The 16,269-nt window shown below is 36.7% G+C and carries 16 protein-coding genes; 12 read left to right on the top strand and 4 right to left on the bottom strand.

The features are described 5' to 3' along the window. Positions 1-46 precede the first annotated feature (46 nt). Positions 47-1,078 carry an aromatic ring-hydroxylating oxygenase subunit alpha gene (locus OSJ91_RS17100; RefSeq protein WP_350299291.1) on the top strand — a complete coding sequence of 344 codons (1,032 nt, stop codon included), beginning with the start codon at positions 47-49 and terminating at the stop codon, positions 1,076-1,078. A 162-nt stretch (positions 1,079-1,240) separates the two neighbouring features. Here the strand turns inward: OSJ91_RS17100 and OSJ91_RS17095 are convergent, their stop codons facing one another. Then, on the bottom strand, positions 1,241-1,687 hold the full coding sequence (locus OSJ91_RS17095; RefSeq protein WP_413018615.1) for a DUF5392 family protein: 447 nt from the start codon (positions 1,685-1,687) through the stop codon (positions 1,241-1,243). Positions 1,688-2,147: 460 nt separating this feature from the next. Here OSJ91_RS17095 and OSJ91_RS17090 point away from each other — a divergent pair, with 460 nt between their 5' ends. Beyond that, on the top strand, positions 2,148-2,528 hold the full coding sequence (locus OSJ91_RS17090) for a hypothetical protein (RefSeq protein WP_350299289.1): 381 nt from the start codon (positions 2,148-2,150) through the stop codon (positions 2,526-2,528). After that, positions 2,518-2,988: a hypothetical protein gene (locus OSJ91_RS17085; RefSeq protein ID WP_350299288.1), complete on the top strand. Its 471-nt coding sequence runs from the start codon at positions 2,518-2,520 to the stop codon at positions 2,986-2,988. The genes OSJ91_RS17090 and OSJ91_RS17085 overlap by 11 nt, the downstream gene beginning before the upstream one ends. 456 nt (positions 2,989-3,444) lie before the next feature. On the opposite strand, the gene OSJ91_RS17080 is transcribed toward OSJ91_RS17085, so the two are convergent. The 3 genes from OSJ91_RS17080 to OSJ91_RS17070 all read right to left on the bottom strand — a co-directional run bounded on the left by OSJ91_RS17080 (position 3,445) and on the right by OSJ91_RS17070 (position 5,726). After that, the gene (locus OSJ91_RS17080) at positions 3,445-4,020 is read right to left on the bottom strand and encodes a DUF2238 domain-containing protein (RefSeq protein ID WP_350299287.1); all 576 of its coding nucleotides are present in this window, start codon (positions 4,018-4,020) and stop codon (positions 3,445-3,447) included. Positions 4,021-4,037: 17 nt separating this feature from the next. Next, the gene (locus OSJ91_RS17075) at positions 4,038-4,613 is read right to left on the bottom strand and encodes a DUF2238 domain-containing protein (protein ID WP_350299286.1); all 576 of its coding nucleotides are present in this window, start codon (positions 4,611-4,613) and stop codon (positions 4,038-4,040) included. Between the two features lie 384 nt (positions 4,614-4,997). Beyond that, complete coding sequence (locus OSJ91_RS17070) at positions 4,998-5,726, bottom strand: GerAB/ArcD/ProY family transporter (protein WP_350299285.1); 729 nt, start codon at positions 5,724-5,726, stop codon at positions 4,998-5,000. A 794-nt stretch (positions 5,727-6,520) separates the two neighbouring features. On the opposite strand from OSJ91_RS17070, the gene OSJ91_RS17065 reads away from it, so the two are divergent. The 9 genes from OSJ91_RS17065 (at position 6,521) to OSJ91_RS17025 (ending at position 16,257) form a co-directional block, all read left to right on the top strand. Beyond that, positions 6,521-6,874, top strand: a complete 354-nt coding sequence (locus OSJ91_RS17065; protein ID WP_485890120.1) for a GNAT family N-acetyltransferase — start codon at positions 6,521-6,523, stop codon at positions 6,872-6,874. Between the two features lie 918 nt (positions 6,875-7,792). Continuing rightward, on the top strand, positions 7,793-9,283 hold the full coding sequence (locus OSJ91_RS17060) for a spore germination protein (protein ID WP_485891920.1): 1,491 nt from the start codon (positions 7,793-7,795) through the stop codon (positions 9,281-9,283). A 25-nt stretch (positions 9,284-9,308) separates the two neighbouring features. Further along, a complete protein-coding gene (locus tag OSJ91_RS17055; protein WP_350299283.1) occupies positions 9,309-10,496 on the top strand; it encodes a Ger(x)C family spore germination protein in 1,188 nt (395 codons plus the stop codon). 6 nt (positions 10,497-10,502) lie between these two features. Continuing rightward, the gene (locus OSJ91_RS17050) at positions 10,503-10,736 is read left to right on the top strand and encodes a hypothetical protein (protein WP_053535516.1); all 234 of its coding nucleotides are present in this window, start codon (positions 10,503-10,505) and stop codon (positions 10,734-10,736) included. A gap of 13 nt (positions 10,737-10,749) precedes the next feature. Next, positions 10,750-11,835: a GerAB/ArcD/ProY family transporter gene (locus OSJ91_RS17045; protein ID WP_485890119.1), complete on the top strand. Its 1,086-nt coding sequence runs from the start codon at positions 10,750-10,752 to the stop codon at positions 11,833-11,835. A 221-nt stretch (positions 11,836-12,056) separates the two neighbouring features. Beyond that, the gene (locus OSJ91_RS17040; protein WP_350299281.1) at positions 12,057-13,043 is read left to right on the top strand and encodes an SIS domain-containing protein; all 987 of its coding nucleotides are present in this window, start codon (positions 12,057-12,059) and stop codon (positions 13,041-13,043) included. A 114-nt stretch (positions 13,044-13,157) separates the two neighbouring features. Beyond that, on the top strand, positions 13,158-14,444 hold the full coding sequence (locus tag OSJ91_RS17035; RefSeq protein WP_350299280.1) for an ABC transporter substrate-binding protein: 1,287 nt from the start codon (positions 13,158-13,160) through the stop codon (positions 14,442-14,444). 41 nt (positions 14,445-14,485) lie between these two features. Beyond that, a complete protein-coding gene (locus OSJ91_RS17030) occupies positions 14,486-15,364 on the top strand; it encodes a carbohydrate ABC transporter permease (RefSeq protein WP_350299279.1) in 879 nt (292 codons plus the stop codon). 86 nt (positions 15,365-15,450) lie between these two features. Beyond that, positions 15,451-16,257 carry a carbohydrate ABC transporter permease gene (locus tag OSJ91_RS17025; RefSeq protein ID WP_241590391.1) on the top strand — a complete coding sequence of 269 codons (807 nt, stop codon included), beginning with the start codon at positions 15,451-15,453 and terminating at the stop codon, positions 16,255-16,257. Positions 16,258-16,269 lie beyond the last annotated feature (12 nt).

Here is a 16,269-nt window from a genome sequence, read left to right as displayed (position 1 = left end):
TTTTTTGAACTTTTAAATTAGATGATAATCAGGAGGGATTTTCAATATGTCTATTAAAGAAAATGTACAGTTCAGCCCTACACTCCCTTATTCACGGTATGTCGAACCAGAGGTATTCAATGAAGAAAGAAAAAAAATCTTTAGAAAGAGTTGGATATTAGCTGGGCATGCAAGCCAAGTTGAAAAAGTAGGGGATTTCATGACAATAGACATCGCCGGAGAGCCTATTATCGTTTCTCACGGTACTGATGGTGAACTTCGTGCTTTCTACAATATTTGCCCTCATCGCGGAATGAAAGTAGAAAACTCCGATAAAGGAAATAAGAAAATTTTACAATGCGGATACCATGGATGGACGTTCAAATTAGATGGAAGTGTGCATAGAGCTCCTAATTTTAAAACGAATGAACTGGGAATACACAGCTGTATGAAATCCATTCGTTTAGAAGTTCAGAATGCTATGATTTTTGTCAATCTAGATAAAAATGCACCTTCTATGGCAGAAGCATATCAGGAATTTTTAGAGGAAATGAAAGAGTATCCCTTCTTTGATTCACTGAAACTAGTTAGGGAAACCAGGCGTGTAGTAAAAGCTAATTGGAAAGCCGTTGTTGACAATTACCTTGAATGTGATCATTGTTCCATTGCTCATCCTGGCTTTGCAAAATCCTTTGATTTATCAAACTTTTGCACAACGACACACGACAAATTCACCTATCAATATATGACAGCAAGTAAGAATGGCGAAGGTGATCAAGCGCGTTTTTATTGGGTTTGGCCAAATATGATGATTAACGTTTATCCTGGAGACGGGAATGTGAATACTATTCAAGTAATTCCTGTTGATGCCGTGACGTCTTTAGGTATTTATCGTGATTACTCCCTCGATGAAAAAACAACCATAGAAAAAGAAGAATATTTTAAATTTGTTGACCAAGTACGGCAGGAAGATTTTGAACTGGTGGAAAAACTGCAAAAAGGATTAAGTTCCGAGGCATTTACAAATGGTATCTTTTCTCCAACTGAACATGCTGCAGTCTATTTTCATGAACTTATTCATAAAAAGCTCCAGAACTAACAACTGAGCTGCCAATTGGAATGCACTTAAAAGAAACGTGATACAGAGAATTTTTGAATTTAATAGCTAAGCAACCAACCAGTGTGATTCGGCAGTTTACTGGATCACACTGGTTGAGTTGTTTTTTAGTGCTGAGTTTTTTGCTTATTTCAACGACTGAAATTATTCAGGGTGAGAGGATTTGTTCTTCCATTGTTGTTCTTCAGCAAGAAACTCAAAAAAAACATTCATGGCAGTAAGCGGATGCTCATTTACTCTTTTAAAGTAATTACTTTTTCTGGCATCTGTTATATAGCTGCTTTTTTTAATTCTATCCAACATATATTGTTGACTCATTTTCACTATTTCTTTTTGGTTGTGTTTGTTTTCTTTTAATAAAGCAAATCCAACAGCTCCCACCAATGCATAGATTCCAAGTGCAATTTTCGAGATGGGTAAAGATTCGTTCTTAAATAAAAGGAAAAAAAGATTAATGACGGAAAAGCCTATCATCACAGTCGAAAAAAAACCGTATTTCATATTTTTCTTCAACAAGGGGGACAATTTTGATTGAAGTTGTTCGATTTCGGCTTGCATGAAACTAGGTATATTATTTATTTTAATATTCATTGTATCCTCCTTAATATTGTTCGAAAATGGCACTGGGAAATCGTACCTATTCACTGAAACAGGAAAAGAAACCTAATAATATATATCTTATCGTTTGGAAACGTGTTTGTCATTTAATATAACCCTTGGATTTTTAAAGGGAGAAGTACAAGCGGTGATGTGAATAAGAATGCCATTTATACGTTTGATAACCCAGTTAGACAGCTTTCTTGCAGTATGTTGCCTTAATATACTAACAATGGTATTAATGATGAATGGATTATGGTAAAATGGTCCTCAAATGGAAGCTGTTTTTTTCGTTTTTTGATTATTAATAGTTATGGATGGCCTTGCCGCGCCTTTTTTTGTCATAAATACGTGACTATTGTGGTATTTTGTTCTTTTAAATCGAGTTTTGGAACAAATCAATATATAATTAGAAAGCGAGATAATAGATTCAAAGATTAAGGAGGGACATAGAATGATGGAATGGGCTCTGATCATTTTGTTTGCTGCAGCAGTATTACTGTTCATTTTATCGTTTATTAAAAAGGATTCTGTAAAAGTGGACAGTCAATTGGAACAGGTTGCAATCACTTTTGGAGATGAAATGAATGTATTACAGGAAAAAATCAGAAACATCGAGATAGATGCTGAAATTACGGTGCAAGAGGCAGGCATTCTAGCAATGTCTTCCGAAAAGCGGGTCTTGTTGCGTGAAGTACTCGACCTACATAAGCGAGGCTATTCATTTGAAAGCATCGCACTGAAGACAAAACAGCCGGAAGATGAAATAGAACGCATGCTTACTCCTTACATAATAACGAAGAATGAAAGGAGAAATGTGGCCAATGACATCTAAATCAATGCGCAGCTTTGCCGGAGGCATTGTTGTTGCAGCAGGCTTATGCGGTGCAGTGTACTTCTTTGGTCCAGGTGAAGCGACCGGCACATCGGAGAAACTATCAGAAGATGAAATGAAAGAGTCTCTGGCTTCAGAAGGGTATGTCATACATTCCGAAAAAGAATGGGAAGAACAGATTGCTGAAGCACAGTCGGTTAAAGATAAAGCGGAAGCGGAAAAAGAAACGGTAAAAGAACCAACAGAAAAAATCATATACCGTACAGTTCTTTCTGTGTCTAAAGGCTCGACAAGCATCGATGTGGGGAAAACCCTGCAAAAGGCAAAAGTCATTAAAAATGCAAATGAGTTTTCCGACGCGGTTGAAAAGAAAGGCAAGGCCAACGGATTACGACCTGGAACATATGTGGTGGATAGTGCGATGACGACGGAAAAAATAATTTCCATCATATTTAAATGAACTTAAAACGACCATCGATAAGAGGGTCGTTTCAGACTGTAGACAAACTCGATTAAAGTCGAGTTTGTCTACAGTTTTTTTATGGTTTGTACAATGAACGCTGCCTCCAGGCACTCGCTTTTCCCGCAGGAGTCTCGAACACCCGCTCCAATCACTTTGTTTTAAAATTTAGATAGAACCCCTCATGTCGGTAAAGGTTCGAAATGCTTTCACTCCGAAAAAATTGGTTATCTATACGGATGAAATCCTCTTTAAATTGAGAATTTGCGACATACCTGCCGAATAACTGGCTAGCCGAGACCCCGGAGACGTTTGTGTTGAGGAGGCTCGGCAGACAGTCGGCGGAAAAGGAGTGGACTTCTGAAATCAACTGGAACGTTTTTTTAATGCAGTCAACCCTCAAAATATCATATGGTTTGCTGTTATTTTACAATAAGATAAAAGAAAAGGGTTTTTTCATGTTTTCTTTAACTTAATCTTTGTCCGCACTCCGGCCCACACTGCAATGATAAGACCTCCAACAGTATCCGCAATTAAATCTATCATTGTATCCTTATTTCCCCCGCCTTGAAGTGTCATTCCGAATAATTGATCAGAACTAAATTCGTAAATCTCCCATATGACACCACCAAGTGCTGAGAAGGAGAGAGTAAACAAAAAGACAAACCAAGGGGATATTTCTTTGCCTGCATTTCTGTATATCAATCGTTCATATAAAGCGATTCCCGTAAAAGCGAGAAGGGAACCGCTTAGTAAATGTAAGAATGTGTCCCACCATCCCAGTCCATACCAACCTAAAATAGATCCTAAATATTGTGAACCGAATAAGAAGATTAAATAGGAAATGATTATTGGCAGATTGAATTGAAGCTTGGTAAATAGGGCCAATAAAAGGGGAATTGCTCCACATACCACACCGCCTATCGAAACGAGTGATTTAAAAGTTTCATCGGATGTATAGTAAAAAATAGATAAAGCTGCCATGAAAAGTACATACACTGAACTTAATGAAATAACTAGCTTCCGATTCATATGAATACCTCTATAAATTATAATTTTGATTTTTGTACAATAGAATAAATGGAGATAAGCAGGCCGCCCGTAAGACCGTAAATTATATCGTACATGGTGTCTTTATTACCGCCTCGCTGCATGGTATGAGTAAAAGTGATATCTCCTACGAACTCATATATTTCCCAAAGAACAGTGGCAATGACTGAAAGTGAGAGAACAAATAGAAAGATGACCCACCTTGAAACATCTTTTCTCGCTTTTGGAGGAATGAATTGTTTATAAAGAGCAATTCCAACAAAAGCCACGAAAATACCTTTGTAGAAGTGAAGGCCAGAGTCCCACCATTTAAAATCCACATAAAAATTTGCGATAGACCCTAAAAATGTCGTACAGAAAATAAAAACATAGTAACCGATTATGATTGGAATGTTAAAAGGATTATTTTTTACAAACAGTAATAAAATGGGCAAGGCACTTACCAATATTCCCCCAAGGGCTACCATCCATCGGGAAGAATCATCTTTTATGAGGTAAAAGATGAGTAAGCCAGTCATGAATGCTATAAAAACCAGACTGAAAATGATGATTATTTTATGTTTCAATATACTCACCTCATTCGTAAATATTCATTAACCCCGACAATTTCGGACTTCTGGAATTTTTATGATGTTCTTTTAATCGTTTTGGTCATTATCATTGTTGGCTGCCATGGTGCTTATTAATGGCGTTATTAAATTTAGCCGTGATAATCAATAATAAAGGCATGACCAGACCATAAGTCCATGCATAGAATAACCATATATTTCTATTAAATTCCCCGGATGATGGTACCATCGGAAAAACAATCAAAACCATTATCATCCCTAAAGCCGTAGTAAATGGACGATAATCTTTTATATTGAATATGTTTGAAAAAACAACAACCGATACATAAAAATACATCACCGATAGGTTGTAAAAATCCAAATCGTGCCCGCATTAGGAATTCCCTATATTTATTTTTTTGCCATCGTATAACTTGGAGCGATATTTCTTGCTGTGGTATCGAGTCCAAGAACCAAAATATCCAGCATGATAAACAGAATTAAAATGATTCCTCCGATCAATGTGCCGATAAAAAAAGCTTTACCCCCTTTTTTACTTTCATTGACTTTTGAAGGGAAAATCATTAAAAACATAACAGGAGATAGCGTGAACACGCTGATGAAAAAAAGTGTCGCACGTATGACAGGTTTGGCTCCATTTTCAAATACTGGCTGAATGTTTTGGATATTGGCTTGAGGAATGATGGATACCAAAAAAATAGTCAGTAATATTAATACGGGTATGAAGAATATTTCCAACGTACGTGTAAAAGTTTCAATACCAAGGCGAACTGTAAAGATCACAACTGCAGCTAACATTATATTTAATGCTGCAAGTGGAGTATCCGGCATCCAAAAAGTTTCAATGAAATTCCCCATATAATAAATTGTCTCGGCAGCAGTTGAAAAAGACCAGATAAAAAATGTGAAATTGATCATCATTCCGACTAACTTACCGAAAACCTTTTCATTTATTTGATCTAAAGGGAGTTCAGGATATAAATTTCCAACCCTGATGTGGAACCATACAAAAATTAATGCGATTCCTGTTCTAAATAATGCAGCAAGCCACGCATCCTGCTTTGCAAAACCAGCTAAAGGAGAAGGAGTATGTAAAATAACCGTTCCTACCGAGTACAAAAGAATAAAAAATCATCATTTGATGTGAAGAAATTTTGAAACTACCAGGCATTTTTTTCTCCTTTATGTTTGTTCCTTCCTTCTTTACTCCATAGTTTTGGCTATTCATATTCAAGTTATTCACACGGAAATTAATTTGAATCGTCTTGGCTTTTCTTCGAAAGTCGATTCCCATTTCATTATTCGGGCTCGATTTTGCTGCTTTTTATATTATTCTTATTTCTTATTTCGGAAATCACACGCCATGTTTTGTCGTGCGAATTTACCCATCACTCGTTTATAAATTATCTTCCTATGTGTTTGACAATTGAATATTTTGTCTCGATTTGAGAAACGGCCATACATACTTTAGATAATAGAAGAATAATTTTACTTGTCCCACTTCCATTATGTAGCTTCTCCTAATGGTCCAAGAGAAAGTATTTAAATTCCCCCACATCATAATGTTTTAGGAACTGAATATTTGATTTAACTGATTTTTCATCAAATTTCATTTGGTGAGATTTTCTGATTAACCTGCTTCGTTACGTCAATTAAGGTAAAGATGCAACAATATTTTTATTTGTAATAGATTTGAGTTGGCGCGATTCTTGCATATTATTTATGTGTATATCTATGTGTGTATATCTAATAAATATGGAGAAAGGAGAAGAATGGGAAACTGTTAGACACACAATTATTGAAAACATTTATTTGATGTTTAATTTGCCCTTGGTTATATGTCAGAAATTTAATCCGGTTTCATAAAGGGAAGGCGAAGCCATAAAACTTAAAAAAGGTAGGGGAATATTAGAATGAAAATACCAGTGGAAAATATAGTAGAGTTAACTGTAGAACATCAATTCTTACAGGCTTATCCAATATTAAGTCAGTTGCGTACTGATTTGACTTTTAAGGAATATCTAGAATTATTAAATGAAATGCGTAAGGAGGGTAAAAAGTTATTTGCTTTATATCATGATACGAGCATCGTAGCGTTAGCAGGTATTAGCTGGCGTGAAGATTCATACAATGAACGCTATGTTTATGTGCAAGATTTGGTTACTGATGTAAATCATCGTCCTAGTGGCCTTGGTTATAATCTGCTAAGTTATATACATAATTGGGCAAAAGACCAGGGAGCTGAATATATTACATTGGAATCTTGAATTCGGCGCCTTGTTACCATATATTTTTCGTCGTTTCATGTACAATATTTTTAGCTGTTGATAGTACCTTTTTTCACTTCTAGAGTGAGGAAAAAGTGGGTAAAAAACATTATTAATGAAGAAGTTAAGGTGAGAAAAACCAGGTTATAAACCTGGGGTTAAACAAACGAAAAAAACGATTCGCATATTCAAAGGCAAGTGCCCTGCACCCAAAAATTAGTTGAAAGCTTATAGAAACTCTGTGGAGAGAAATCTCTGCAGGGTTTTTCTTCATTTATCTTTTTTCGTGCCCTTAAACCGACCAACTTCATTCCACTTTATCAAACAAGAAAACATTAAAGTCGTTGCTCTCGAAAATGATAATAGATTATGCGAATATTGGCAATCTATGCAGTTACTCATAGGATACTTTTAAACATAACTTCCAATAAATTTGATTAGTTGTGCTTCAGGTGCCTAGTAAATCCATTTTTAATATTATACCTATTGAACTGACTCCAAAAGAGAGGTTGCTTCCGAGTTTACAGTGATGGAAGGAAGTGGTTAATTGCAATTCAATTTTGTGGAAAAAACAGGTCCAAAAATGTTAATATCCGAGCCATCTTCAGCAACTTTTAATTGAATTTTACTCTTGAAAATTAATTGCAATTTATTTTACTTAGATGGATATAATTGCAGCCAAGGTGAAAACATAATTTTAACGGGCTATTGGTTATGAGGGGGTTAGCATTGAAATCTCGAGTTCCTATTCCATTGAGGAAGTTAATTGAAGATAAACAATCAGTGAAAAGTAAAAAACAAGAAGTAGACCTAAAGCAAAGCGAACATCCAAACTCCAGCAAAACTAAAAATCAAAACCAAAATCCGGTTCAAGCCCAAAACCGAAGTAAAGACTCAAAGAATCATCAAACAAAACTTATATCCTCTGATCTTCAATATAATTTAGACCATATTAAGAAAACGTTAGGAAATAGTTCAGACATAGTTATAAGGGATTTTCAAGCAGGTAAAAATGGGGAAATTAAGTTAGGTATCGTTTACACAGATGGATTAACGGATTCAGCTTCCATCCAAGATTTAATCCTCGACACTTTGATGGTTGAAATTCGGAACGCTGACTTGGACGTAGCGGTCCCTGATTGTTTTGAAATAATAAAATCAAATACTCTTCCTGTAGGGGGAATAGTGGAAATAACTGATTTTCAAAAGCTTTTTAACCATGTTTTATCGGGAGACACGATGTTATTGATGGACGGCTCCCCAAAAGGAATGGCACTCGGCTCAAGAGATTGGGCCGATCGCGGAGTTCAAGAACCTTCCTCCCAAACAGTAGTAAGAGGACCAAAGGATGGGTTTACTGAAACGCTGCGAACAAATACTGCTTTAATACGACGGAGAATAAAAGATCCAAACCTTTGGCTTGAAACAAAGCAGATTGGAGAAAAAACGCAAACAGACGTTGCGATTATGTATTTAAAAGGTGTTGCCAATGATAAAACGGTTTCAGAATTGCAAAGCCGGTTAAATCGAATCAATATAGATGCGATTCTTGAGAGTGGTTACATTGAAGAGCTTATTCAGGATGAAGTATACACTCCTTTTCCAACCGTTTATAATACGGAACGTCCTGATGCTGTAGCCGCTGCCATTTTAGAAGGAAGGATTGCGATACTAATTGACGGAACTCCGTTTGTCCTTATCGTTCCAGCATTGATGGTGCATTTTTTCCAGTCCAGTGAAGACTATTATCAACGGGCAGACATTGCAACATTAATTCGAGTATTACGGTATTTATCCTTTTTCCTTGCTTTGCTTACACCGTCACTTTATATCGCTGTCTCAACCTTTCATCAAGAAATGCTTCCTACTCCTTTACTCATAAGTCTAGCCTCACAGCGAGAGGGTGTTCCTTTTCCGGCTTTTGTAGAGGCGATGCTGATGGAGGTAGTATTTGAAATCTTGCGTGAGGCAGGTGTGAGGATGCCTAGGGCAATCGGTTCATCCATTTCCATCGTGGGTGCATTAGTTATTGGACAGGCTGCTGTCGAAGCAGGGTTCGTTTCAGCAACAATGGTTATCATCGTGTCCTTAACAGCCATCTGCAGCTTTGTGTTCCCAGCCAATAGTATGGCCATGGCTTTTCGGATGCTTCGATTCTTGTTTATGATCCTTGCCGCTTCATTTGGGTTATACGGGATCATTTTGGGGCTAATCGTGATGGTCCTGCATTTAAATAGCATACGATCTTTTGGTATACCATATTTAGCTCCAAATGCACCATTCATTTTACAAGATCAAAAAGACAACATCATTCGTATGCCGCATTGGTCATTATTAAAGCGGCCTCGTTTGATCAGTAAAAATGATACAGACAGAGGAGAGGTAAGTTCTCCTAAACCACCTAGATAAAATGATGAGATTATGAGGGTTCACTATGAAAAAAATGCTAAAGGTATTTTTAATGTTACCTATAATTTGTTTATCCGGCTGTTGGAGCAGCATTGAGTTGAACGAACTTGCCATCGTTACTGCCATGGGAATTGATAAAAAAGAAGATGGGTATCTTGTAACCGTCCAAGTTCTAAATTCGAGTGAGCTGGCAGGTGATGCCCGGTCTGGCCGCACGGAAGTTGTAACCTTCAGGAAAAGCGGTGCAACCATTGCTGAAGCAATTAGAAGCCTATCAACTGATGTACCAAGGAGGTTATATGTCGCACATCTTCGTGAAATCGTCTTTGGTGAGGAAATGGCCAGGGCAGGAATTGCAAAACCTCTGGATGTCCTTTCCCGGCAAAAGGAGTTGCGTTCGGATTTCTATATGACCGTTGCAAAGGGGGCAACTGCTTATGAAACGCTTAATGTGCAAACGGCCCTTGAAAAAATACCGGCAAATAAAGTTTTTGATGCCTTGGAAAATTCAGAGAGAAGGTGGGCACCGACAAGGACGGTCACTTTGGATGAGCTGGTCAGCAGTATCGTCAGCAAAGGGAGACAGGCCATGCTTACGGGGATTCTCGTTTATGGTGATCCCGAATCAGGAAGCAATGTTACGAATGCACAAAATATCTCCCCGAAATCCGGCTTGCGTTTGGATTATCTTGGAGTATTCAAGAAGGATAAACTTGTCGGCTGGTTAAACAGGAACGACAGTAAAGGTGTTAGTTACATTACAGATCATGTTAAGTCCACTGCGGTAAATATTCCATGTGAAGGTGAGCAAATTACGGTCAACACGACTAGTTCAAAAACGAAAATCAAGGGGAAAATGGAAAAAGGAAATCCGAGAATTGATATAAATGTCACCTCAGAAGGGAGTATAGGTGAAGTAGAATGCACAATCGATTTAACTAAACCTGAAAAAATCGAAGAATTGAATAAAAGATACGCAAAAGACATTAAGGATAAAATAGAAGGATCGATAAAAACGCTTCAAGAGAAGTATCAAAGTGACATTTTCGGTTTTGGTGAAGAAATTCATAGAACCGATCCTAAAGCATGGAAACGTTTAGAAGGAAATTGGGATCAGGAATTCGCAAATTTGGACGTGAATGTAACCATTAAAGCAAAGATTCGCAATTTAGGCACCATATCAGAATCCTTTCAAAAAGAAATCGAGGAGTAAAGGTCAATGTGGGCAATTATTGGAACAGTGTGTACTGGAGCTATTATTTCATTTTTCGAAATACCACCCCTTATTAAAAAGAAATGCTGGAAGGAAATTGTCATTTTCATTTTATTGCTTTTAGTTGGCATGACGTTGAGTATTTTAATTATCAAGGATATTACCATTCCCACTCCTATAGACTGGATAACGAAAATATATAGTCCACTCGCTCATTTCATGGATCGTATTTTATCCTAGGGAGGTATCGAATATGCTCGAAAAAGGAAAAATCAGCTCTGGTGATTTTCTTATAATGGTTATCATATTCACCATAGGAGGAGCGATACTTACTTTACCTTCCGTACTTGTCTCTTTAGCAAAGCAGGATGGCTGGATTGCCTATATCTTAGCTACTCTCATCGGTTTATGTTTCGTTTTCCTATTTACCCGGCTCGCATCACTTTACCCATCCATGACTTATATAGAAGTTAATGAAAAAATATTTGGAAAATGGATCGGGAAGATCTCGGCACTGCTATTCTTATTTTATTTATATTACCTTTCTTCAGCGTTACTTAGTGAAATTGGGAATTTTTTTTCATCACAGGTTCTGGTTGAGACACCTATGGAAATGATTATGATTTTGTTTATAATAACAAGCTTATTTGGTGCACGGCTAGGATTGGAAGTTATCTGCCGGACTGCATTAATCTTTTTTCCTTGGCTTGTTCTGCTGCTTTTCATATTATTCGTATTTCTTATCCCGGATATCAAAATCGAAAATTTGCAACCTATATTTGAAGAAGGCATGAAACCGATAATGAGGGGTTCATATCACTCTTTAGCTCTGCCTTATGTTCAGCTCGTTTTCTTTTTGATGATCACTCCATATGTAAACGAAAAGGCTAAAGTGAAGAAAAACTTTTATTTAGGGACTTTGTTAGGTGGCGGCGCTCTTTTCTTGGTGATCCTTTTCAGTATCCTCGTATTGGGTGCTGATAATACAGCGAGATTGACCTATCCTTCTTATAAATTGGGGATGAGGATAAGCATCGGTAATTTTTTTGAAAGGGTCGAGGTCATTGTGGCCTTCATTTGGGTTTTTACAGAGTATTTTAAGTTGACCATATGCTTTTATGGACTCGCTTTAGGGATAGCTCAATTGCTAGGATTAAAAAATTACAAAATTCTTCTATTCCCATTAGCTTTTCTAATTCTCACTTTTACCATCTTTTCGCATCCCGATATCGTGCATTATCAAAACTTTATGGCTACAGCTTGGACACCATTATCCTTAACGATTTGTTTTATTCTGCCATTGTTATTATTACTGGTTGGGAAAATCAGAAAAAAATAAGAAGTGTATCACATTAGATGTTCAAGTGGACGTTTATTACGTCTGTAAATCATGAAAATTTAGAAGGGAAAAAGATCTGAGATATAGTACCTAACTGATTCAAGGGAAATAAATAAGTGAAATATTCTGACAAATACATTGACTAAAGAAAGCTCATGTTTTAATATAACAATATATAACATTACATAATGTTGTATATCAAATATTAAAGGAGTGGGAAAATGAGTAAATCGGTTATTAATGTAAAAAGTGATGTAAAAACAGTATTGGATCAATTAAAGGGTAGGAAAATTAACAATATTTATTTGGTAGCATGCGGGGGATCTTCTGCCATCATGTATTCAGCTAAATATATACTGGATCGTGAAGCTGAAAATATAACTTCCGATCTATATAGTTCAAATGAGTTTATACATCGTAATCCACAACAACTAGGGAAGGAATCCTTAGTAATTTTATGCTCTATGTCCGGAACAACTCCCGAAACGGCAGAAGCGGCTAAGTTTGCAAAAAGTAAAGGTGCGTTTACTGTGGCATTAACGAACGAACCAGGATCACCATTAGCCCAAAATGCGGACCTCTTCATTAAATATGAATGGGGTAACGGTGTAAACGCCTTTGATACAAACCTGAGTGTTTTATATCAACTAGTTTTTGGTGTACTTCATATAGCGGAAAACAATGAGAAGTTTGGAAAACTAGTATCAAGTTTAGAGAATTTACAGCCAGTGTATGAAAAAGCCCTGGAGAAAGAAGCTTCTAATGCAAGAGTATTCGCCCAATCTCATGCAAAAGAACCTGTTATCTATACAATGGCAAGCGGTTCCAACTATGGGACAGCCTATTCTTTTAGTATTTGTATCTTAATGGAAATGCAATGGATACACTCACATGCCATTCATGCTGGCGAGTACTTTCATGGTCCATTCGAAATTATTGACGAAAATGTACCGTTTATCATTCTATTGGGATTGGATGAAACAAGACCATTAGAAGAAAGAGCGTTATCTTTTTCTCAGCGTTATGGCAAAAAACTAACGGTGCTAGATGCAAAACAGTATGATTTTGATGGTATCGATGAAGAAGTAAAAGGATATATTGCACCGCTTATCTTAAATCGTGTATTGCGTCAATATGCAGAAGAATTAGCGGAAGCGCGTAATCATCCTTTAAGCAAAAGGCGTTATATGTGGAAAGTAGAATACTAATAGTTAGAGAAAACTTAATATTCTGTATATTATTTACGAATTATACTATAATGTTTTATAACATTATAGTATAATTTCCTGATGATAAAAGCATTTATAATAAGGAGGGTATTCATGAGAAAAACAAAACTTATATTCGCATCATTTTTAAGTTTATCTTTAATGCTTGGGGGATGTTCTGGTGAAAAAACATCTTCAGAATCAGATGTTGGAAAAACAACCATAACATTTTTCCATAGGTGGCCAAAGGAACCGGAAAAAACGTACTTTAATGAAGTTGTAAAAGACTTTGAAAAACAAAACCCCAATATCAATATTAAAACCGAAGCAGTGCTAAACGATTCGTATAAAGACAAAATTAAAGTAATGACAGGTACAAATAATCCGCCGGATGTTTATTTCTCATGGAGTGATGAATTTGCCAGTCAGTTTGTGCGAGGCAATAAAGCTTTGGATTTAACTTCTTATTATGAAAACGATCCGGAATGGTCTTCTCAACTCGTTCCATCCCAAGTCAAACCGTATACATTTAATAATAAGGTGTATGGTGTCCCCGTAACAATGGATGGGAAAATGTTTTTCTATAACAAGGATGTCTTCGAAAAATTGAACATAAACCCGCCTAAAACCTGGAATGAATTAATCGACGTGTTAAAAGTGTTAAAAAAGAATAACTACACAGCCCTTCAATTCGGCAGTCAAGACACTTGGACAATTTCACATTATTTGGGCACATTGAATCAACGCCTTGTTAGACCGGAAGTGCTGACGATGGATTATAATCGAAAAACCGGAAAATTCAAGGATGACGACTACATAAAAGCGCTTGAAAAATTCCAAGAGTTGTTACCTTATTTCAATGAGAATACGAATTCTATAGATCACGAATATGCTAGGCAGCAATTTTCAAATGGTAAGGCACCTATGATTTATGCAGAAACGGCAGAAATCAAGCTATTTGGACCCACTAAGTTTGAACTTGGAATGTTTAACTTTCCCGAAGTAGAAGGCGGAAAAGGCAATCAAACAAATCTAACGGGTTCGCCTGAGGGCTTTATGATTTCTTCCAAGACAAAGCATCCTAAAGAGGCGATGGAGTTTTTAAAGTTTTTAACCACTAAACAGATGGGAGAGAAACTAGTCACTGATGTGGGCAAGTATAGTGCAGTTGAAGGTACAGTGAATGAAAATAATTCTTCCCCGGAACAGCTGGAAGCGGTTCAAAGCATATTAAACGCCAAGGAAATGGCCCCATGGTTTGACATGAGCATTGATGCGCGTATTGCAGATGCCTATTTAACAGGAGCACAAATGATGTTAAATGGAGATAAAACACCTAAACAAATCATGCGTGATGTTCAAAAAGCTGCCGATACTGTTAGAATCGAAGCGGGGAAATAAGGGGAATCATTTTTCCGTTTTATTAAGGGAGTGATCTTTTAATGATAAAACTCGATAAATTTGTACCTTATCTATATCTTCTTCCAGCCTTAGTTTTTTTACTGCTAGTTTATATCCCCATTTTCCAGAATATTGGCGACAGTCTGTATAATTGGAGTACTTTTTCACCAAATAAAGCATTTGTAGGGTTGGACAACTACTTTACTTTGTTTAATGATCCCGTATTTTATGAAGCTTTAAAAAATAATATTCTTTATGCAGTCATTTCAATTGTTTTCCAGGTATTTGGAGGGTTAATTGTTGCAGCTGTTTTAGAAGATAAATTAATCCGTAAATTTTCACCCATCTTTCGTACAGTCTATTTTTTACCAGTCGTCGTTTCAATGACAGTCATAGCATTGCTGTTTTCATTTTTTTACAACCCGGAAGTGGGGTTGTTAAATCAGTTTCTTAAAATGATTGGATTGAATAATTTAGCACTGCCATGGTTGGGCGATAGTGATACGGCAATCTATGCGGTTATTGCTGTCTCACAGTGGCAATCGATTGGTTATATTGCCATGTTATATATCGTATCCATTCAAAAAATTTCACCTGAGCTATATGAAGCAGCTGAAATGGATGGTGCGAATAAAATAAAAACGTTTTTTCACATTACGGTTCCAGAAACGAAGGAAATGACATTCGTAGCCGTAATCTTAACACTGACAGGTGCTTTTACAGTGTTTAATGAGCCATATATCTTAACCGGAGGGGGGCCGGGGACTTCTTCGGAAGTCCTAAGTACCTATTTATATAAAACGGCTTTTTCAAAAGATATGATGGGATATGCTTCAGCCATCGCAACGGTTATCTTAATTATTACGTTACTTATTTCTCTTGTTCAAATGAAAATATTTAAAACAGGAAAGGAGGACTAATAATGGAGATGCCTAAATCAACGATCAGAGTACCGGAATTAGTTGTGAAAAATCTAAAATATGCAAGGAAAAGAAAAGACTATAATATGAGAGTAGCACTAGTCTATGCAGGTTTGATCGCATACTTTCTTGTTGTTGCCTATCCCTTATTATGGATGGTCATCAGTTCTTTTAAAAGCACAGAGGAAATTTTTAACCATAGTTGGTCCCTTCCTCATACATGGTTGTTTGAAAATTATGTAACAGCCTGGAATAGTGGGATTTCTTCCTACTTTTTAAATAGTGTCATGGTTACTGGTTTGACCTGTATTCTAACGGTATTAGTAAGTGCGTTAGGTGCTTACGGATTATCTCGCTTTGATTTTCGTGGAAAGGCTTTCATTTTGGTCATATGCTTAGGGGGGTTGATGCTATCTCCCCAAGTAAGCCTGATCCCTTTGTATAATATAATTCAGAAGCTAGGTATATATAACACCCATTGGGCGTTAATTTTACCTTATGTAGCATACAGAATTCCGCTAACCATCTTGTTGATTCGGGCCTACTTCCTGTCCATTCCGAAAGAACTGGAAGAGGCTGCCCGGTTGGATGGATGCACAAACCTTGGAATCCTTTTTAGAATTTTCATTCCCATGAGTAAGCCTATTTTATTAACGACGACAATTTTAACAGCTTACTATACATGGAATGAATTCATGTTCGCGATCATCTTTATAGACGATGATAGTTTACGTACGATACCTGCCGGTTTAATGCAATTTCGAGATGCACTGCAAACCGATTGGGGAGTGTTACTTTCTGGATTAACGATTTCAGCGGCACCTATCGTCATATTATTTTTATTCATGCAGAAGTACTTTATCCGTGGAATTGCTAGTGGAAGTGTAAAATGATAACAGGGGGAA

Source organism: Bacillus sp. T-10(2022), assembly GCF_056502895.1.
Note: the sequence above shows the minus strand (reverse complement) of the source record. Positions and strands in the feature narration are given on the sequence as shown.